Here is a 20,217-nt window from a genome sequence, read left to right on the forward strand (position 1 = left end):
TCAATTAACTTCCGGAGTTTAATTTACTTTTAATCTTCTTCTCTATCAAGGCAATACGCTCTCTTGCGATCTTATTAAAGGGCGCAAGTTTAAGGGCATTTTTAAAGGAAATATCTGCTGATAGGAGGTCATTTTTTAAAAGATAAAGCTCTCCTTTTGTAATATAAAAACTTGCAGATTCGTTTCTCTGAAGCTCAAATGCTATATTATTTATCATATCATCTATAAAGGTATCCTTTGGAATGGAGTATCTATATATTACAGACCTCATTTCTGGTTTATCCCTCACGAAAAGCACTGAGTTACCATAAATGTAAACCGGTATCCAGTCATATTCATAAATAAGGTTAATGGTAAGGGGATGTATCAGCCCGTTTTTAAAGGATATAGGCAGTATGGCATAATTTATATTATATGTGTCAAGTATTGCTTTCCAGTAAGGCTTGCCCATGATCCTTGGCTCTGAAATAGCCTGTTCAAGAACCATCCATGCAGAAAAAAGCTTTGAATGAAGGCCTCTTCCGTCTATAAATACCTTCCTCTCAGGGCTTAGCTCCCAAATAATATAGCCACCCCAGTCATATAAATTATACATATTACCCTTAAGTCCTTCTTTTTTAATAAATCTAACGAGTTCATGGGGATAACCAGGACCTAACCATTTGCCATCCTTGAAGTGAACTATATTTTTGAGTAGCACACCATTCATATATATTGCGATGGTGACTACTGACAGGCTTATACATGCAAATGTTATTCTTTTAAAAAGCCCTTCCTTAAATAAATTAACAAACAAATATGAGACAAAGGGTACAGCCCAGATAATAAAAAAGGCTACATATCTCACCTGGGTAAAGGAAAAATAAAGCAAGATAAGTGTAAGAACTATCTCTGCAGGTTCAGATATACCTTTTTTAATCCTGTAAAAAATGGAGATAATGGCAAGGATAGCTAAAATCCAGTAGAGGGCAATAATATAGGAATTGAACTCAAAAAAACCTTTTATGGTTGAGGAATATTCAATAATGACCTCAGTAAAGTACGGAGTCTCTGCGAATTGGAGCATGGCAAGCCATGTTTTATAAACAAGCGGGTTTAAAAAGCCAGCAAGTATTGATATAAAGGAGATTAAGTAAAACCTTCTTAAATTTTTGCTGTTTAGAGTAAACCTTGAGATAAAAAATCTACTCTTTATAAACTCAGAAGTTAAAAAAACAAAAATGGTGAGCTGACCGAGAATATAACCTGGATGAGTATTTGCCCAGAGGACCATGGTAAGAGGCATACTTATATAGTGAACCTTTGATGCCTCTTCTTTTCTTATTGAATCAATCAGATAAAGGAGTATAGCAAAAAACAGGAATGAAAAGACCTGAGGTCTGTCAAGGAAATAAAGATTTAATATAACGAAAATTGCTAAAAGAACAGACAATAGTTGAGCATTCAGCTCAACATCTCGCCTTTTTATAAGAAAAAGACATATTAAGAATACTATCAGAATCCTTAAAAGGATAATACCGTTCCAGCCACCTATGAGATAAAAGCTATAATACAGCACCTGAGATAACCAGTATCCCTTAAGTATTGACTGGTCTCTTAATTCAATATTCTTTGGAGTTGTATAGGAGAAAGGATCTTCAGAAGGAAGCTCTCTATTTTCAAATATCCACCTGCCTGTAGCAATATGCCAGAAAAAGTCTGGATCACCTATAGGAAGGAGTAAAGCAAGAAAAGATATAATGAATAATGCCAGCAATAATAATGTTTTAAGTGAAAGATATCTTTTCACTTTATATGACATCCCAAGCACAGGTCTGAATTAGTATTGTCAATGACAAGAAAGCCTTTATAAGGTGTTTCAGCATGTACACTGTGGCATGTTGTACAGTCTATCCTGCCTTTTTTTAATTTAAGGGCTGAGTGCGGTTCAGACCTCAGGTCAGTATTATATTTAGCAATCTTCCTGAGGCTTATTCCAACAGGATGGTCAGTTCCGTCATCAGCAAGCTCAAGTCCGTGAAAGGAATGAAAACCTTTTTGCATTAAATATCTTTCTTTCCTCAACTCTTCTGAAGGGATAAAGGCTGTAACATCCTGTGCAATATTTCCATCATGACAGCCCAGACATATCTTTGCCGAAGAGGCCTTTTCTCTTTTTAAAGGCCTTAAACTCCAGGAGCGCCTTTCTGTCTCCCTGTCCCATAGTGGTGGCTCCTCCGCATCTTTGTGCGGCAGATGGCAGTACATACAGGGTGGCTCTGCTATACCGGGAATCCTGAGGTCGTGCTTTGAACCCTCTAAACCAGCCTCTACCATTAGTAGAGGGAGTATGCTACTGGGTAGAAGAGAGCAAAATAAAAAAACAAAAAGGGCTATGAGATATGGAACAAGCCTTCTGAAATATCCACGCTCCCAAATAATCAGTTGAAGACTCATTTTATAACCTCAAAAATATCTACCCTTGCATTTCCCTGACTTACAACATATATAAAGCCATATTCATCTATATGAAGACCTGCAGGAAGTTCAAAAAGACCTGGCCTGAACCCCCTTTTACCCCAGGCAAGAAGGACCTTTCCTTCCCTGTTAAAGACTGTTATTCCATGAAACATTGCATCTGCAATAAAGATGTTTCCATCACTGTCTAGACTTATACCCTTTGGCCTTCCGAGCTCACCATAGGCTGTACCATGAGAGCCTATCTCTTTATCAAATACCATGAAGTCCTCGCCCGGTTCAAGTATCTGAATTCTGAAGTTTCCTGTATCAACTACATAAATTCTACCTTCTCTATCAATAGTTATCTGGGTTGGGAAATTGAACTGACCGGGTCCATTACCCCTTGTCCCTATGTTTCCAAGAAATTGACCCTTTGTATTAAAAACACTCACTGTATGTCTGCCTGTATTTGTTACATAAACCCTGTCCCTTAAAGAATCAACCGCGACTCCGCCCGGTCTTAATAGCTCATCGTTGTTACCTATCTCGAGCAGCAGCTTTCCATCCACTGTGAAGACATAAACCTTGTTGAGCTCTCCATCAGCCACATAAAGGAGTCTGTCTTTTCTGTCATAAAACATACCGAGTGGTCTTTTAGGTCTGCCTGTTTCTTCAAAAAATAGCAACCTCTTTTCCTTTTTATCAAATACAAAAATTCTTCCGATATCTGATACATACAGCCTTCCGAGATCATCTGTTGTTACGCCATAAGGTTTGAGAAGTCTAACAGGTCTTCTAGCCTCACCGGATATTTTATCCACAATATCTCTTTTTTCTATCACATCAAGCTCACTCATTATAGAAGAGTGGTATTTTATCCTGGGTGTTTTTTCAGGCCATTGGAGGCTGTAGGGGTCCCATTTTTCAGGTCTTACTGATTCACAGGATATAAACGCCGGCATTAAGATTAAAAGCATTGATATTGTGAGTTTTCTGATTATCATGTTTATATCAAATCTCATAGGACCAGATTATATTTATGCCGTTTTCTCTTGCCATATTCTCAACCTCTGGCTCTGCTGAATAGGTAACTATTAAAGGAAAAACTTCTCTGTGGATTAAACCTGCCCTTTTAAGGCGGTCTATTAGCTCAAGGAGTTTTTCTATATGTTTCTTTGAAAGCCTTGCCTTTGCCTCTCCAATAATTGTTACACTTTTATTGGCCCTTTTACCAGAACCGAATATATTTACCTCATCCTTTCTTCCATTATAGACTAAAAACTTTCTTACAAGTCCATCTTTTACTGTTATTCTGTATCTCTTCTTAAGAAGGACTGGAAGGGATTTTATTGCCCTGTCTTCAAGTCCATATCCAACAGCATCTGATAAACCACCAACCATCTTTCTTGTATCTTTTAAAGCCTCAGTAAGTTCCCTGACCTCCTTTTCTGTCTTTGCCTGAGCCTCAGCAAGTCTCTGCAGTGCAAGGTCAAGCCTTGTTACCTCCTTCTGAGTCTCTTTCTGTGCCTCTGCTAATTCATTTAACCTCTCTTCTGTCCTTCTCTGTGCCTCTGCTAACTCCTCTAACCTCTCCTCTGTCCTCTTCTGTGCCTCTGCTAACTCATTTAACCTCTCTTCTGTCCTCTTCTGTGCTTCTGCTAATTCTCCTACTATATTCTCAAGTCTTGTAAGCCTCTCCTCTGACCTCCTGTGTGCCTCTGCTAACTCCTCTAACCTCTCCTCTGTCCTTCTCTGCGCCTGAGCTAACTCCTCTAACCTCTCTTCTGTCCTCTTCTGCGCCTCTGCTAACTCTCCTACTATATTCTCAAGTCTTGTAAGCCTCTCCTCTGATCTCCTGTGTGCCTCTGCTAACTCATTTATTGCGCTCCATACCCTGTTAAAATTATCTTCTGTTGTTTTTTCAAAGGCGTGGAGCCTTTCTTCTGTCTTTCTCTGTGCCTCTGCTAATTTCTCTAAAATATTCTCTAGTCCGGTGAGTCTTTCCTCTGATTTTCTATGTGACTCAATTAGCTGAAGAAGAGAATCTCTGAGCTCCCTGAAATCTTCCTTTGTGACGGTGTTCCTCAGTTCATCATAAATACTTCCCAGTACCTCTGCTATCTTCCTTGCAGCAGAAGGTTCAAGTGTCTGTTTAAGATCTTCAAATATCTTGAGTGTGTCTATCATAGAAATAGTTTTAAATAATCCTTTTGCTCAAAATTTAATATTTATGACAGTAGGTACATATACCCATAACTGAAGTTGCCTGGTATCTAAAAAGAGCTATCCAGTCTGAACTGTGAGGATTATGGCAGCTTGCACAATAAAAGGGTTTTCCAGGTCTTGCAGGATCCTGCAGGGGTTTTCTGCCCTTTTTTGTTATACCTACTGGATGGCCTGCCTGGGTGAAGCCAGCAATTGCATGGGGTGTTTTTCTTACATGGGGGTGGCATTCAAGACATACCTCAACAGGTTCTTTCTGAAGAAGCTGAATCTCAGAGGAGGCATGGGGTTTATGACAGCCAAGACATGTACCGCCCATCACTGGCATGTGAACATTCTTTTTTGAAAAGGGAGCCCGGTCATGACAGTTATAGCAGAGTTCAGGCTGAACAGCTGTGAGGAGTTTCTCATTATCTGACTGATGAGGTGTGTGGCACATATTACACATACCCATTCCAACAGGTGCATGAATGAATTTATCAGTAAATTTTGTCTTATCGTGACATCCGTAGCAGAGTTCTGGCTGGTCGCTCAAGAGGAGTTTTCCTGTATCAGTTGAATGAGGGCTGTGGCAGGACATACACATCCCGCTCATTACAGGTGCATGAACTGTCTTTTTTGCTCCAAAAGCCTTCTGGTCATGACAGGTAAAACAGAGCTCTGGTGATGTTGATTTAAGAAGCCTTTCATTCTTTGAACTATGGGGATTATGACAGCCACTGCAGCCCATTGCAACTGCCATGTGAACTGTCTTTTTGGTGAACACTGACTTATCATGACAGCCATAACAGAGCTCTGGCTCTTCAGAGGATAAACCCTTTTTGATCTTATTCGTTATCTTATGAGGAAATTTTGTAGCATCTATACCGGCATGACAGATATTGCATCCCATATGGAGTGCTGCATGCACGACATTTTCCTTCTGCAGGGCTCCATGGCACATGAGGCAGTCTACCTCCTGTGCAGAGGAGTTATTCTGTGTATATATTAGAATTGCAGATGCAACAATTAATAAAAGGGCTGTAACAGCTATCCTTAACATATAATCCTCCAGATAAGTCTGTTTAATTATAGCAGATAAATATCAGAGATTAAAATTAAGCCCAGTTAGTTTGCCTTTAAATATCTTAAACTATTCTCTATTAATATTCCTCAACCTTGGCTGAACCTCTTGATTACCAATGGTATTATTCCTTATATTCTCTGTAAGCCTTTCAACATCAACTGTACCATCTGGTCTTAACATTCCGTAAGCCTGGAAGAGACCCAAGTCTGAAGGAGATATTGCCACAAGTTCCGGAACGAGATAAAGTTTTTCTCCATAAAATGGTTCGATTGTTCTCCAGAAGTCCTCAATACACCTTCCAAGATAACCGCCTCCAATTAGTATATTTTTTGGCTTAAGCGCAGCAAGGAATTTTAAAAGCCTCTGCGTATCCTTTTCACTTAAAAGACCCCGATTAGGCTTTTTTGAGTACAGGTATATAACAGATTCTGACTCATTGGTGACCTCATTTATATAACGCCTGAACTCATCCCTCTGTCCCTTGAACTTATAGCCATCATACTTCTTATATCCGCCTGGAAGTATGAGTATAACAAGTCTTTTCGTTGTTGAGGTGTATTCAAGAAAATCCCTGAGTGTCTTTTCCTGAGCCTTTATCAGAGCTGTTTTTGGAGAAAAGTTCTTTTCATTTAACAGCCGCTCAAGCTCATTCTCTTTTGGGATCTCCTCATAGATAAGAGGGAAGAGAGGTCTCTGAAAGAAGGTGTAATAGGCAGGATGGACGATTATATAAAGAGAACCGTTCTCCAGATATCTTGAATAGGAAGGATAGTCCGCTTCATTTATCTCACCGAGGCTCTTAATGAAGAATCTCTCATAGGAATCACTTAGCCAGCGAGGATCATCCTCAAGTGTTCTGTTCCTCTCTTCAATGGAATTGATAATAATTAACTTCTTTAGAGGATCTTCATCTCTCAGGAATAACAGGTCAATATCCTTCCTCACAGAGGGAGCACAGGAAAAGAGTAGGATGATTAAAATAATGAGCGAGCTGGAATTACATAACAATTTAAAAAATCTCCCTGCACCCGCTCCCCTTTTTATCTTCTCTATTTCTTGCTTTCCAATCATTTTACAGGTCCGTAAAGTCGCAGATATTCTTCAAGCTGCTCAATCTCTTCCTGCACTGCTTTCTTCGATGCCACAGTTCTAAAAACCTCTCTGGTACCATATTTTAAGTATAACCTAAATTCCTCAATTGCTTCTCTTACCATGTCCTTTCTTAAATAGGTCCTTGCAAGGTTGTAATGGGCCTTTGCAAAGTACGGGTCAAGCTCTACCGCTTTTTTATAGGCATTAAAGGCCTCTTCTATTTTTTCAAGGTGTGTGTAGGCATTTCCGAGATTATAATAATAGCCGGCATTGTCAGGTATGAGCTCTATAGCCTTCAGGTATTCCTCTACAGCCCAGGAATAATAATGCATTTCCTTGTAGCAATAACCGAGATTATTATGTGCCTGTGCAAATAAGGGATTTATACTGAGGGCTTTCTTATAAGCCTTTGCTGCATTAAGGAAATCCTGCTTCTCCTCCAGGACCAAACCCCGATAGAACCATGCCCAGAAATACTCCTCATTCCTTGCTATTACCTCATTAAGGAGACGAAGGGCCTCCTCTGGTTGGGTATTTTTTATTATTACTGCCTTCGCTGTAAGTGCCTCCGGAGTATCTATCTCTGAAAGGGCTTTGAGCGCCTCTTTTATCTTTCCTTTTCCTGCTATTATCAAATAATAAATTGTCTCTGCCTGTTTATCTTCTTTTATTAGAGGCTTTACGTACACTTCTGCCTCATCAAGCCTTCCGAGAAAATAAAAGCTCAGAGCCAGTTGCCTGACCTCTTCTGCTGACATATTCTGTCTGTCCTTTGCGTGAAATTCCTCAATTACCCTCTTCCAGTCACCTATTACAAAATAACCTGTAGGGCCTCCAGCCTCTGATAAGGCATTAGAAGTAAATAGAAAAAATAGCAATGCACTTTTCAGGAGTCCGCCCAACATCCCTGGTCTTGAAGATATAGCAAAATTAATGCCATCTTAATTGATCTCTTTAATGTATTGAAATATCTGGACCCTTTTATTTATCTGGTCAACAACATATATTTCATCGTTCTCATCTATCCAGATGGATGATGGAAGAAGGAATTCTCCTGGACCTGTTCCATTCTGCCCGACCGCAAGAAGGGTGTTTCCTTCGAAATCAAATATCTGAAAGTTTGCAAAGGCTGCATCAAGGACATAGATGTGTCCTTCAGAGTCAAGTGCAACACCTTTAGGTCTTGAAAAATTTCCAGGTGAGGTGCCTGCTGCTCCAAAGGACTTTATAAAATTACCGTTCTCATCAAGTATCTGCAGCCTGAAATTTCCTGAATCAACCACATATATCCTTCCTTCTTTATCCACTGTTATACCGTAAGGGATATTAAATTCTCCAGGACCTCTCCCTCTTTTTCCAAAGGCTGTGATCAGTCTTCCATCGAGGCTGTAAATAAAAAGCATGTGTCTCTTTGAATCAGATACTATTATTCTTCTGTTCTTATCATCTATTGCTATGCCCGCTGGTGTATCAAGTTCCTTAAAACCAAACTGAAGTACAGGTTCAAACCTTTCATTAAAGACATATATAACCTTCTTGACTGTATCACCTACATAAAGCTTATTTTCATGATAGGCTATGGCAGAAGGAAGTCTGAGTTCTGAGGTACCTATCAGCCTGAATTCCCCCCTTTCAAAATCATAATAATGGACTCCATTCACATCTGTAACAACCATCTTTCTATTTCTAACTGCAACCCCAAAAGGCTTAATAAACCTGACTTCACTTTCAGGACCGAAGAGAAAGCTCTTGAGTTTTCCGAATCTCGTCCTTGCATCAAGGCTGCCTATTATAATGTCAACAAACTTGATTCTCGGTTTTTCTGGTGGAAGAGGCCAGTACATCTCGGGTGGTTTTTCTACAGGCTGCTCAGCGCAGGATATAATTAAGAGCAAAAAAGGGAATATTCTTTTCATAATATTATTTTAACCATTCTCTAAGTATAGAAAAAATGGGATCACCGAGTTTCGGCTGTCCAGGAGCTGAAAGTTCAGTAATACCTGCATAGGTAATAATTGAACCTAAAACAGGAAAGAGTAATCTTGAGGGCCTGCCATGCTCACCCATAGAGATTGTAACAATCCTGTCCCTTCTGTGTCTTATGGTAAACTGAGCCATCCTTATGAGGTCTTCTCTGCTATTGGCTGTAACCGCAATCTTCACTATGTCTGCTCCCCTTTTTTTTGCCCTTAAAAATATCTCTTCAATAACAGAATCTTTCGGTGTCTCTTCAAAGTTATGATAGGACACAAGAAGATACTTATCTTTTTCTCTTATCAGCGGTATCATTCTTTCAAGGAGCAGATCTGAATAAAGCTCTATGTCAAAGATATCAACATAGGGTATTATTTTTCTGAACAACCTGCATCTTGTATCGTCGTCTATATACCTTTTTCCACCTTCTTTCTGGCTTCTTATGGTAGCGATAAGAATTTTATCTAAAACCCTTGCCCTCTGAACTATCTCTTCAAGATTATCAAGAAGATTCCTTTCAAAGCTGTCTATCCTGAGTTCAAGCATATCAGCATATTTTATAAGACTATGTTCGAGCACCTCAGGTGCAGTAACCACACCTGCTATAAAAGTTTTTTCACTAAATAAGGTCTCTGTCTTTTTAACTTCAATCATGAATTCTATTATACCGTAGATTGCCAGCAGGAAAGACAGCCAAAGGCAGGCTAAGAGAATTCTCGATGTGGCATAATAGTCCTTTTTAGAGCCTATCTACTCCTGACTTTTATATTCAGAATTAAGTTATAATATTTTATGCATAAGGTTCGCTGCCATGTATTTGTAGCCGGAAGAGTTCAGGGCGTATTCTTCAGAGCATTCACAAAGGATGTGGCTCAGTCCCTTGGACTCAAAGGATGGGTGAAGAATCTTCCTGATGGAAGGGTTGAGGCAGTCTTTGAAGGCTCGCAGGAGCTCATTGAGGAGGCATTGAAAAAGATCAGGATTGGCCCACCAGGTGCAAGGGTTGACCATATTGACCTGAACTGGAATGAACCTCCGGAGAATCTATCTGACTTCAGGATAAGGTATTAAACTGTGCTAAAGGAAAGAGTACCAGAATTAAAAACATCTCTCTCTGTACTGAGAGATCATATCATCTCTGGATATAGATTAAGAAGAGACGAAGCTATTGAATTAAGCAGATTGGATGGAGAATTGCTATTCGATCTATTTTCTGAGGCAAATAAATTGAGAGCCTTTTTCAGAAAAAATGAGGTTGATCTATGCGCAATAATTAATGCAAAATCAGGTGCCTGTCCTGAGGATTGCTCCTTCTGTGCCCAGTCCGCAAGACATAAAACAGGTATTGATACCTATCCTCTTGTAAAAAAAGATGTCGTTATAGCTAAGGCAAAGGAAGCAAAAGACAATGGTGTAAGAAGGTTCTGTGTTGTAATAAGTGGAAAGAAGGCAGCCAGGGATGATTTAATTAAGATCGGAGATATGATAGAAGGGATAAGAAAACTCGGTCTTATTCCCTGTGCAACCCTCGGACTACTTGAAAGGGATGAACTCAGGTTTTTAAAAGATCACGGTCTTGAAAGGTATCATCATAATCTTGAAACCTCTGAAAGATTCTTTCCAAACATCTGTAGCACCCATACATATAAAGATAAGCTTAGGACAATAGAGGCTGCAAAAAGTACAGGCCTGAGTGTATGTTCCGGAGGGATATTTGGTATGGGAGAGGACTGGGAAGACAGGATTGACATGGCAATAGCACTAAGGGAGCTTGGGGTTGATTCTATACCAATTAATTTTTTAATACCTATAAAAGGAACACCTTTGGACAGTGAGGGTATGCTTCCACCCCTTGAGGCACTGAAGATCGTGGGTCTTTACAGGTTTCTTATTCCTGATAAAGAAATAAGACTCTGCGGTGGAAGGGCACAGGTCTTGGGAGAATTCAATTCCATGATATTCCTTGCAGGTGCTGATTCAATGCTTACCGGCAACTATCTCACCACAACAGGACGGACCTATTCTGATGATATAAAACTTGTAGAGGCAATGGGCCTATGCAGAAAGGCATAATGAAGAAAAAATTAAACCCAACTTAAAATCTTGAGCTCCTTTACTACATCTCAAGTCTCTCTGATAAAACAAGAAGTGATATTGATCTTGTTGTCCTTAATGGGAATCAAATTTTTTGAGACACCATAACATGAAAAAGAGCATTGCTGATATACAAGGACAGAGATACAGGGCTTTCAGGAAAAACAATTAAAGATTATCAGGAGTATAAATATATCTCCGGCATAAACAGTTATGAAAAAGCGAATTGATTGAAAAAAATTGAGGCTTGAAGAATTACTGAAAGAGATATTTCCTGCCTAAATAGATTTCTTCTTGATTTATATAAATCGCTTATAAGATTCAGGGACCTCCTTATCCATGGCTACGAGGCTATTGATGACTCTATCATCTATGGAATTTATTAAAAAGCTCAGAGATTTCTGAAAGATCAAAAGGGAAGTGTGGAAAGGCTTATGCCATCCTGAGCATCCCCAGTGGATTTGGTGAATTCCTCCTGTATCCCCTGCCCTGAGCAATAATGTCAAGAGGAAGGCTGATCAGGTCTGCTATATCCACAGAATAATCCCTTAATCTTTCTTCATTAACTGTCTTAATGTAGGAACCACAGTCATCGCAGAATTCTATTCTGTAGCCCTCCTCTTCTTCTACGACAAGAATATTGTCTTTCTTTATATCAAAATTTCCACAGACAGGGCATCCAAGTCGCCTGTAAAATCCTGTAGTTCCACAGAAGGAACAGTGAAGCCTTCTTTTGCCATCTTCAAGTATGGAAGTCATTGTAGGTCTAGCACTGCAGACAGGGCATCTACCCTCGTGCCAGAAAATGTCATCGATGACAAAGAATCTCTTCATACCAGAAAAAAATGGCCTTCCAATTATAAAAAGGAGCATCCACAGTTCATCTTCATGATAGGGAAGAAGAAAGCTCGAGACCTCATTGTAGGGTAGTCTTGTGAGATCTATCTGACCAAGCCTCATTGCCTCAATAAGAGGGACAAGACTCTCGAAGGGAATATTAAATATCTCGGAAAATCTTCTGAAAACTTCATTTATAATTGAAGGAGGATAAGACGTATCACTGTGCTGGAGAGGTTCCCTTAATAATTCATCAACTGATTCATTAAACTCCTTTACCTTTTTGTAAAGAAGGAGTGTCTCCTTGAGGTGAGGTTTTTTTCTTACTATATCTTCTATTTCCATCACGGTATCTCTGGATATTTTATCATAATCTCTTCACCCATAAGGGCCTCTTCAAGAAACCTTTTTAGATATCTCTTCTCTTCTTCAGTAAGGCCAAGGGGTTTAAGCACAGTATTACCCCTGCCACCGCCCTGATTAAAAAAATCTATTACCTCATCAAGGCTCTTGAAAATTCCATTATGCATGTAAGGTGCAGTCCTTGATACTTCTCTTAATGTGGGTGTTTTGAAAGCCTTCCAGTCCCTTCTGTCCTTTGTTATTAGGTATCTTCCCGGATCTTCTATGAGATTGATATAATCCTCGTAATTATAGATCTTAGCAACGAATCTCCTTGTGGCACCAACCCTGGGATCCTTCTCCAATTCCTCATTCTCCGGAACTCCCAGGTTATAAAATTTATCATCACTTAGATTCACACCATAATGACATTCAGAACATTTACCTTTTCCAGTGAATATGTTAAAACCTTTTTTTGCTTGCTCTGAGAGGGCCTTCTCATCACCCCTCAGAAATTTATCTATAGGCGCATCCTTTGATATAAGTGTTCTCTGGAAGGTTGCAAGGGCCATCGCAATCCTTTCTCTTGTTATCTCACCATCAAAGACCTTTTTAAAGGCCTCAACATATTCAGGTACTGCCCTCAGTTCTTCTTCAAGAAAGTCAAGATTCTGGTTCATCTCGAATGCAGAAAGTATGGGGAAGAGGGCCTGGTCTTCAAGAGAAGCTGCCCTTCCATCCCAGAAGAGGTATCTGCTGAAGCCAACATTAATCAGTGTGGGTGCATTCCTCCAGTTCCTTGTTGTTGGATAACTAAGTGATACCTCAAGTCCATCCGTAAAGGAGAGCTCAGGATTATGGCAGGTTGCACAGCTCATTGTGCCATCACCGGAAAGCCTTCTGTCAAAAAAGAGTTTTTTTCCAAGCTCAATCTTTTCAGGTGTAATTGGATTATTCTCTGGCACAGGCACTGACTTAAGTGGTTCAAGATGACCGGCGAAGGAAAAAGAGGCTGATGTTAAGATTAAGGCAATGATTAATTTATTTTTTAACATTCCTGAGCTCCTCATCTATGATCTTTTTAAAATACTCATAGGGTCTGTTGCCAACCACCTTTCTTCCATTGATAAAGAATGTGGGCGTATTATAAATATCCATATCAATGGCAAGCTTTTTATCCCTTTCAATTATTTCTGAATGAGCCATTGAATCAAGGTCCTTAATAAACCTTTTCATATCAAGACCTATCTCCTTAGCGTATTTAATAAGGCTCTCACGGTCAAGCTGTGGAGATTTTTTTAATAATAGTTCATGCATCTGCCAGAACTTTCCCTGCTCATAAGCAGCCATTACAGCCTGTGCTGCTATATGGGAGAAATCCCTATATTTATAGGGATAGTGCTTGATAACTAATCTTATCTTGCCCCTGTATTCCTTCATTAATCTTTCAATGGTCGGACCGACCGCAACACAATGGGGTCACTGATAATCAATGAATTCAATTATTGTAACAGGTGCATCAGCAGGTCCGTAGGATGGTGAGTTTTCAATGGGAATGACATATCTCTTTTCCTGACCAAAAAGAGGGGATAAAGATAATATAAACAGGGATGAGATTAAGATTATTCTTAACCTCATCCCCTCTCCTCTTTAATATCTAATAACCGAGCCTCTGCAGCCATTTTGCATGCCTTTTTCTTGCCCATGCCACTGGCACTGTACCATAAATCATGATCCTTAAGGTACCTGGATTGGCAAGTGTGCCCAGGTATATGTGAACGGGTATTATAATAACGAGAAGGTCAAAGGCAATATTATGAAGCAGATGGGATATTAAAATCCACTGTCTCTCACCAGGCATGAGCCATATAACAAGACCCGAGGCAGATATAACAATACCACTCAGAAGCAGAAAGAGATAAAAGAGTTTCTGTCCTGCATTAATTATATCCTGAGGAGGCACCTTTGCCTTTTTTGAAAGATAGCCACCAGCCTTCTTTATCCATCCAATATCCTCCCTGCTCCAGCTCAATGCTACAGGAAGATAATAAAACATAGTTGCAAAAAGTGACATGAGAAATACCACACCAGACCAGTTGTGAATTGTCCTCATGTTATGAAAACTACCAAATACTGAACCCATCCATTCAAGCCTGAAGAGAAAACCGAATCCTGTTATGGTAAGAACAAAAAAACTTACAGCCAGTATCCAGTGGTTTATTATCTCAGATGTTGTTGCCTTTCTAATGTACTGGGTCATTACTCCTCACCTCCTTCATCCCTCTTTGGTCCAATTGTAATATAATGCAGTGCTGCAAGACCAACCGCACCTGCAAGTCCTATGTATGAAAGGGGTTTTAAGACCTTATGCCAGAATACCACTGTTTCTGGTATCTCTGGTTTTTCAGCCAGCCCATAGAGTTTTGGCGCATCCTTAAAAGCATAAAGCACGCCAAGGCCTCCAAGGTCTGTCTCTCCATAGAGTTTCTGATAACCTGTCTTCTGTGCCTTTGCTATTAATTCATCTCTTGCACCATAAAAGATTGCGCCTGTTGGACAGGTCTTTGCACAGGCAGGAGGAAGTCCTTCTGCTACCCTGTCTGCGCAGAGATGGCATTTTGATATCCTGTCCCGTTCATCATATCTTGGAACATTAAAGGGACATCCGGCCACACAGAGCTTGCAGCCAATGCATCTTTCCTTATCAAAGGCAACAATGCCATCCTCTGTCTTAAACAAGGCACCAGGTGCAGGACATATCTTCATGCAGCCTGCATCATCACAGTGCATGCATCTCTGACTCACAAAGAGCCATCTGATTCTGTTTGTCTCTGATGGAATTTCTACATAGCGAATCCTGTTATATAGATAAGGAGTAAGGTCAGGCGGATTTTCAAAGGAACCTTTATTAACTGTCTTTGTTGCAGGCAATTGATTCCAGCTCTTACAGGCAGTCTGGCAGGCCCTGCAGCCTATACAGAGTTCTGGAGATATTAACAATGCCTTCCTTGCCATTTTTACCTCCTATGCCTTTTCTATATTTACCAGAAATGCCTTTGNCTCTGGTATAAGGACATTGGGATCGCCTATTGTTGGTGTAAGGAGATTAGAGCTATCACCACCGCTTCCATCCTCAGGATACTTCCATCCAAAACACCACGGGAGCCCTACGAGATGTATTGTCTGGTTCATTACCTTAAGTGGCTTGAGCCTTTCTGTGACTATTGCTATTGCCCAGATCTTTCCACGAGCAGAAGATACTATCACCTTATCACCGCTCTTTATACCCTTTTCCTCTGCAAGCTCTCTGCTCATTTCGACAAATTGCTGGGGCACAAGTTCAAGCTGCCAGGGAAGATATCTTGTAAGCACTCCTGTCTGCCAGTGCTCTGAAACACGATAGGTCGTTGCAACATAGGGATACCTTATGTCACAGCTTACAAATATATCCTCCTCAGGACCTTTTTCTGCTGGCATATCCTTTTCTTTTACAGGATAAAAGAGTCTGACAGTTGGATTTATCCTGTGTTTCTTTGAAAAGGGATTTTCCTGTAAAGGACATTCAAGGGGCTCATAATGCTCTGGGAATGGCCCATCAGCAAGCCCTGGAGCAAATATAAGACCCACTCCCTCTGGTTTCATTATGAATGGATATCTGCCACCTTCCATTGCCATTGGAGGTGCAGGACCATCAGGCACATCTCCTTCCCAGTAGCCTGGTTTATTCGTCATTGGATTTATTTTCTCAGGGTTCCACCAGATGACAGCCCTTTTCTTATCCCATGGTCTTCCTTCAGGATCAACCGAGGCACGGTTATAAAGAATCCTTCTATTTAAAGGCCAGCACCATGCCCATTCTGGATAAAGGCCCAGTCCATTTATATCCTTTTTACCTCTGCGTGCCATCATGTTTACTATCTTTCCATCTACCTCTGTATAGGAACCGCTGTAAATCCAGTTTCCGCAAGATGTGGTCCCATCTGCCTGGAGTGTAACAAAGTTTGTGCATAGGTGGCCCTTCTTACCTATCTGTTTTGGAGGTGTTACCTTTGTATCAAAGATATCCTCAAGATAGTATCCATTTATTTCCCTTGCGATTAAGTGAGTATTTATCTTCTTTATCTTTCCATCAGTTCCCCTCTCACCATAATTCCATGTGAGATTGATGATCGGTTCAGGAAATTTACCTCCCTCTTTCTGATAGAGTCTTTTAACCCTGAAGTAAAGCTCATTTATTATCTCTGCATCAGGTTTTGCTTCTCCAGGAGGTTCAACAGCCTTGTATCTCCACTGGGCAATCCTGCCTGAATTGGTTACACTTCCTTCTTTCTCAACAGAGGCTGCACATGGAAGGAAAAAGACCTCTGTCTGAATCTCTTCTGGATTCATTCCCGGACCTTTCCAGAATGAGCCTGTCTCATTTTCAAAGAGGTTAACATTAACAAGCCATTTTAACCTTGAGAGTGCCTTTCTTACCTTTCCTGCATTGCTTGTTGAACAGGCTGGATTCTGACCCCAGGCAAAAAAACCCTCAAATTTACCCTTAAGCATCTCATCAAAAAGTATCAGCCAGGAACAGTTCTGACCTTCATCAAGTTTTGGAAGCCATTCATAGCAGAAATCATTCTCCTTTTTTGCTTTATCTCCCCAGATTGCCTTTAAATAGCTTACAATGTATTTATTTCTGTTCGACCACCAATTCACACTCTTTGGGTCTTTTGCCTTTGGTGTATGTTTTTCTATGTATTTATTTAGATCACTTAAAGAAGCAGTCGGTACAGGAATATAACCAGGAAGGGAGTGGAATAACAATCCAAAATCTGTTGAGCCCTGCACATTTGATTCACCTCTTAAGGCATTTATTCCACCACCAGCCATTCCAACATTTCCAAGAAGAAGCTGAACAATTGCCATTGCAATTATATTCTGTGTGCCAATTGTGTGCTGTGTCCATCCCATGGCATAGAGCTCTGTACCAACCCTGTTCGGTTTTCCGGTAGTAGCATAGGCCTTATAGACCTCCAGTATCTTTTCTTCCGGAGCACCTGTGATCTGTGAGACCTTCTTGAGAGTATAACGGGAAAAATGTTTTTTCAGGAGCTGGAAGACGCAATGGGGATCATTTAGTGTGGGGTCTTTCTTTGGAATGCCATTTTCATCAAGCTGATAGGACCATGTCTTTTTGTCGTACTTTCTTGTTTTAGGATCATATCCTGAAAAGACTCCATCAAGCTCTCCTGGTCCCTTGAACTCAGGATTTACAAGATAGGAGGCATTGGTATAATTTACAACATATTCTTTCAAGTAGAGATTATTCTGAAGGATGTAATTTATCATGCCTCCGAGGAAAGCTATATCTGTTCCCGGTCTTATAGGACAGTATATATCAGCCTTTGCTGCTGTTCTTGTGAAGCGAGGGTCAACAACTATTAGCTTTGCACCTTTTTCTTTTGCCTTCATTATCCATTTCATTGAAACGGGATGATTCTCTGCTGGATTTGCACCCATAACAAGAATTACATCGGCATTCTTTATATCATTCCACTGATTTGTCATTGCTCCTCTGCCGAAGGACTCTGCCAGAGCCGCTACAGTAGGAGCATGTCAGAGACGTGCCTGGTGTTCAATATAGACAAGACCAAGTGATCTGAGCCATTTTTGAAGAATATAACATTCTTCATTATCGAGTGCAGCACTTCCCACATGGGCAATACCATCAGTTCTGTTTACAACAAATTCCTTCTCCACTTCTACCTCTGTACCATCAGGCTGCTTCTCCTTTACCTTTGATTTTGAGGTAATCTTAAAGGTTCTGTCACGGGTATCTTTAATCCTCCTTGCAATCTGGTCAAGGGCCCAGTCCCATTCAACCTCTTTCCATTCTTTTGCACCTGGTGCACGATAAAGGGGTTTCGTAACCCTCAGAGGATTATTAACAATCTGATAAAGTGCAGCTCCTTTTGAACAGAGAGAGCCTTCATTAATTGGATTGTCAGGATCACCCTCAGTATTTATGACTTTACCATCCTGACTGTGAACAATTATCCCGCATCCAACAGAGCAGAAAGGACATACAGTATAGGTCTCCTTTGCATTCTTTATTCTCAGGGTCTGGGCATAGGACTTTACAGGTCTGAGGTCAATGCTAAGAGAACCGAGCAATAGACCACCTCCGCTGAGTTTCAAAAAATCCCTTCTTGATACTGCCATGGCATCCTCCTTTTAAATTTGAGATTCAAAATTATTAAAGATACAGGATTCATTTATATGCATGTATTAAACATATCTTTATAACTTTGTTTGAACTGGTTAAAGTAATTCTCAACTCTTCTCATAGCACAGGACTTGAGCTTTTCTCGGAGGCTTGAAGGTTCCTGTACCTATCTTCAACTTTTATCAGATTCTGGACTGAAAGTCAAGTAATGGATTTATTTAATTTTTTTATGACAATATTTATTATTTAAAGAATTACTGCCACATTATTGCCTCAAAATAGGGACCGGGAACAGTAAGCCTAACGTGGCCTCTCAAGGGAATCCTTTCAATAACATCGGAATTCTTCTCATAATTGATTATAAAACCTATCTCATCATTTTCTTTTACCCCAAGGTCTGAAAAAGCGACTGCAATCTCTACTATATCATCAATGCCAGCTTCAAGTGCCTTTAACTCAAGCCAGCTGCTATCTCTCAACTCTTTTAAAAAGACACCTCTTGCAGATATATCAATCCTGAAATTCTGTGGTTGCAGAAAAGTAATTACAAGTTTTGCATCCTGTAAAATCTCCAGAGATTTTTTCTTTCCATCAATTCTTACATAAAGATTGTCTCTGTCAAAGCCATAATAGATCTTTTCAAAAATGGTCTCTGCCTTGTGCATGCTTCCTCCTGTACGGGAAACATCAAACTCTGCAGCCTGAAGCCACTCGAAATAGCTGCTCACAAACCCGTCAAGCCTTGGGGTTATAAATCCTCGTATTGTTACAGTAGGCTGTGCTGCCCTGTCCTCTCTGAGTATTGGCACAAGAAGATAAGCAGGCGGCTCCTTACCAATAAATTTATAAACTGCTATCAGATTATTTCTGAAGAGTTCATCAAATTCTTCCTGAGTCTCACTCACATGCTCATCACCGTACCACCAGTTCCAGTCACTGCCTTCAGCTATATATATAAGCTTCCAGGCTGGTGAGGTATCAATATCGGGATGCTCTTTCTCGAATCTCACAAGTTCATCCCTTGTAAGCTTTAGATAGTCCCAGGCAAGATTGTCCTCCTCATGACCTATCCAGACAGAAAAATTGGCGTGTATCCATGAACCGGGATGAACTCTTTGCAGTGAAGACCCTTTCCAGAGACCTTCAAATTCGTTGAGATATTCATTTACTGTAATGGTTTTAATCCAGTCCTCGGATGAAAGGAGGCTATAAAGGGAATTAAGAAAAGCCCTTCCATCATTTTCATAATATTCCCAGGCATTCTCTCCATCCATAATGATGGATACCACATAGGGCTTGTTGTCCAGTCTGTTATGAATCTCCTTTAATCTGGATAGGAAATCCCTTGAGGCATCATCTGGTCTCCATCCCGAATACACAAAACCAATGAGGTCGGAAAGCCTGTGGTCTCTGAAAAAGAGATTCATTCCTTCAAAAAGATGTGGCCTGTAGAGAAGGGCAGGCTCTTTTATCTTTCCATCTGAATCCCTGATAGAAACTCCGAGTGATGCTGCAAGAACATCCTCATCAGATGCCATCCATTTAATTCCCTGTTCTCTGCATATCCCTATCACCTGCTCACTTACAGAACCCTCAGATGGCCAGAGGCCCTTAGGACTGAAACCAAAGATAGACTGAAAATATTCAATAGCCCGTTTAACCTGCTCTTTTGCATCCTCTGGAGCCTGAAATCTACGAGATGGAAGTCTTATATGAGGGAGTGCCTTTTTTGCAGCATCAGTATCACAGAGAAGGGGAAGTATGGGATGATAAAAGGGACTCGCAGAAAGCTCTATCTGTCCCCTTCCTGCCACTTCCCTGTATTTAGGTATTATGTTTTTTAATATCTCAAAGTGCTTTGAGATAATATATCTTTTATCATCCTCACTGTAATTTGATCCCTTCTTCTCTAATTCCCTCAATCCCTGATCATGCT

18 protein-coding genes and 1 pseudogene are annotated in these 20,217 nt (G+C 40.3%); 2 read left to right on the forward strand and 17 right to left on the reverse strand.

The window, feature by feature from the left end:
• Positions 1 to 4: 4 nt before the first annotated feature.
• From N2257_04790 to aroD, 9 genes are all read right to left on the reverse strand, one after another.
• Entirely contained in the window at positions 5 to 1,789 is a 1,785-nt protein-coding gene (locus N2257_04790) for a hypothetical protein (GenBank protein MCX7793705.1), read from the reverse strand.
• Positions 1,786 to 2,436, reverse strand: coding sequence for a cytochrome c3 family protein (locus N2257_04795; GenBank protein ID MCX7793706.1), 651 nt, complete (start codon positions 2,434 to 2,436; stop codon positions 1,786 to 1,788). The genes N2257_04790 and N2257_04795 overlap by 4 nt, the downstream gene beginning before the upstream one ends.
• Complete coding sequence (locus N2257_04800) at positions 2,433 to 3,401, reverse strand: 6-bladed beta-propeller (protein ID MCX7793707.1); 969 nt, start codon at positions 3,399 to 3,401, stop codon at positions 2,433 to 2,435. The genes N2257_04795 and N2257_04800 overlap by 4 nt, the downstream gene beginning before the upstream one ends.
• Before the next feature lie 49 nt (positions 3,402 to 3,450).
• Positions 3,451 to 4,626, reverse strand: a complete 1,176-nt coding sequence (locus N2257_04805; GenBank protein MCX7793708.1) for a hypothetical protein — start codon at positions 4,624 to 4,626, stop codon at positions 3,451 to 3,453.
• Between the two features lie 34 nt (positions 4,627 to 4,660).
• On the reverse strand, positions 4,661 to 5,704 hold the full coding sequence (locus tag N2257_04810) for a cytochrome c3 family protein (protein MCX7793709.1): 1,044 nt from the start codon (positions 5,702 to 5,704) through the stop codon (positions 4,661 to 4,663).
• A 90-nt stretch (positions 5,705 to 5,794) separates the two neighbouring features.
• Entirely contained in the window at positions 5,795 to 6,799 is a 1,005-nt protein-coding gene (locus N2257_04815; protein ID MCX7793710.1) for a hypothetical protein, read from the reverse strand.
• Complete coding sequence (locus N2257_04820; GenBank protein ID MCX7793711.1) at positions 6,796 to 7,725, reverse strand: tetratricopeptide repeat protein; 930 nt, start codon at positions 7,723 to 7,725, stop codon at positions 6,796 to 6,798. The genes N2257_04815 and N2257_04820 overlap by 4 nt, the downstream gene beginning before the upstream one ends.
• 36 nt (positions 7,726 to 7,761) lie before the next feature.
• Entirely contained in the window at positions 7,762 to 8,736 is a 975-nt protein-coding gene (locus N2257_04825) for a 6-bladed beta-propeller (GenBank protein ID MCX7793712.1), read from the reverse strand.
• A 4-nt stretch (positions 8,737 to 8,740) separates the two neighbouring features.
• Entirely contained in the window at positions 8,741 to 9,448 is a 708-nt protein-coding gene (aroD, locus tag N2257_04830; protein ID MCX7793713.1) for a type I 3-dehydroquinate dehydratase, read from the reverse strand.
• Positions 9,449 to 9,586: 138 nt separating this feature from the next.
• On the opposite strand from aroD, the gene N2257_04835 reads away from it, so the two are divergent.
• Entirely contained in the window at positions 9,587 to 9,865 is a 279-nt protein-coding gene (locus tag N2257_04835; protein ID MCX7793714.1) for an acylphosphatase, read from the forward strand.
• A gap of 3 nt (positions 9,866 to 9,868) precedes the next feature.
• Positions 9,869 to 10,867 (forward strand): biotin synthase BioB, encoded by a 999-nt coding sequence (gene bioB, locus N2257_04840; GenBank protein ID MCX7793715.1) that lies wholly within the window; start codon positions 9,869 to 9,871, stop codon positions 10,865 to 10,867.
• A gap of 453 nt (positions 10,868 to 11,320) precedes the next feature.
• Here bioB and N2257_04845 read toward each other — a convergent pair whose 3' ends face one another.
• The 8 genes and pseudogenes from N2257_04845 to N2257_04880 all read right to left on the reverse strand — a co-directional run.
• A complete protein-coding gene (locus N2257_04845; protein MCX7793716.1) occupies positions 11,321 to 12,070 on the reverse strand; it encodes a formate dehydrogenase accessory protein FdhE in 750 nt (249 codons plus the stop codon).
• The gene (locus tag N2257_04850; protein ID MCX7793717.1) at positions 12,070 to 13,122 is read right to left on the reverse strand and encodes a hypothetical protein; all 1,053 of its coding nucleotides are present in this window, start codon (positions 13,120 to 13,122) and stop codon (positions 12,070 to 12,072) included. Before N2257_04850 ends, N2257_04845 begins: the two co-directional genes overlap by 1 nt.
• Positions 13,109 to 13,531, reverse strand: a pseudogene (locus tag N2257_04855) (thioredoxin domain-containing protein). Before N2257_04855 ends, N2257_04850 begins: the two are co-directional and overlap by 14 nt.
• 15 nt (positions 13,532 to 13,546) lie before the next feature.
• Positions 13,547 to 13,705, reverse strand: a complete 159-nt coding sequence (locus N2257_04860) for a hypothetical protein (protein MCX7793718.1) — start codon at positions 13,703 to 13,705, stop codon at positions 13,547 to 13,549.
• Positions 13,706 to 13,724: 19 nt separating this feature from the next.
• Entirely contained in the window at positions 13,725 to 14,327 is a 603-nt protein-coding gene (locus tag N2257_04865; GenBank protein ID MCX7793719.1) for a formate dehydrogenase subunit gamma, read from the reverse strand.
• Positions 14,327 to 15,082: a 4Fe-4S dicluster domain-containing protein gene (locus N2257_04870; GenBank protein ID MCX7793720.1), complete on the reverse strand. Its 756-nt coding sequence runs from the start codon at positions 15,080 to 15,082 to the stop codon at positions 14,327 to 14,329. The genes N2257_04865 and N2257_04870 overlap by 1 nt, the downstream gene beginning before the upstream one ends.
• Positions 15,083 to 15,091: 9 nt before the next feature.
• Positions 15,092 to 18,277, reverse strand: coding sequence for a formate dehydrogenase-N subunit alpha (gene fdnG, locus N2257_04875; GenBank protein MCX7793721.1), 3,186 nt, complete (start codon positions 18,275 to 18,277; stop codon positions 15,092 to 15,094).
• 258 nt (positions 18,278 to 18,535) lie between these two features.
• The coding region (locus N2257_04880) for a glycoside hydrolase family 57 protein (GenBank protein ID MCX7793722.1) at positions 18,536 to 20,217 on the reverse strand (1,682 nt) is incomplete at its 5' end.

Source organism: Thermodesulfovibrionales bacterium (assembly GCA_026417875.1).
In the GTDB taxonomy this organism is placed as follows: domain Bacteria; phylum Nitrospirota; class Thermodesulfovibrionia; order Thermodesulfovibrionales; family CALJEL01; genus CALJEL01.

Excerpts from the sequence above, each read along its gene's own strand:
- N2257_04810 (MCX7793709.1), bottom strand. The coding sequence starts at position 5,704 with ATGTTAAGGATAGCTGTTACAGCCCTTTTATTAATTGTTGCATCTGCA.
- N2257_04850 (MCX7793717.1), bottom strand. The coding sequence starts at position 13,122 with ATGTTAAAAAATAAATTAATCATTGCCTTAATCTTAACATCAGCCTCT.
- N2257_04795 (MCX7793706.1), bottom strand. The coding sequence starts at position 2,436 with ATGAGTCTTCAACTGATTATTTGGGAGCGTGGATATTTCAGAAGGCTT.
- N2257_04825 (MCX7793712.1), bottom strand. The coding sequence starts at position 8,736 with ATGAAAAGAATATTCCCTTTTTTGCTCTTAATTATATCCTGCGCTGAG.
- aroD (MCX7793713.1), bottom strand. The coding sequence starts at position 9,448 with ATGATTGAAGTTAAAAAGACAGAGACCTTATTTAGTGAAAAAACTTTT.
- N2257_04805 (MCX7793708.1), bottom strand. The coding sequence starts at position 4,626 with ATGATAGACACACTCAAGATATTTGAAGATCTTAAACAGACACTTGAA.
- N2257_04865 (MCX7793719.1), bottom strand. The coding sequence starts at position 14,327 with ATGACCCAGTACATTAGAAAGGCAACAACATCTGAGATAATAAACCAC.
- N2257_04860 (MCX7793718.1), bottom strand. The coding sequence starts at position 13,705 with ATGAGGTTAAGAATAATCTTAATCTCATCCCTGTTTATATTATCTTTA.
- N2257_04870 (MCX7793720.1), bottom strand. The coding sequence starts at position 15,082 with ATGGCAAGGAAGGCATTGTTAATATCTCCAGAACTCTGTATAGGCTGC.
- N2257_04815 (MCX7793710.1), bottom strand. The coding sequence starts at position 6,799 with ATGATTGGAAAGCAAGAAATAGAGAAGATAAAAAGGGGAGCGGGTGCA.
- N2257_04845 (MCX7793716.1), bottom strand. The coding sequence starts at position 12,070 with ATGGAAATAGAAGATATAGTAAGAAAAAAACCTCACCTCAAGGAGACA.
- N2257_04835 (MCX7793714.1), top strand. The coding sequence starts at position 9,587 with ATGCATAAGGTTCGCTGCCATGTATTTGTAGCCGGAAGAGTTCAGGGC.
- N2257_04820 (MCX7793711.1), bottom strand. The coding sequence starts at position 7,725 with ATGTTGGGCGGACTCCTGAAAAGTGCATTGCTATTTTTTCTATTTACT.
- N2257_04800 (MCX7793707.1), bottom strand. The coding sequence starts at position 3,401 with ATGCCGGCGTTTATATCCTGTGAATCAGTAAGACCTGAAAAATGGGAC.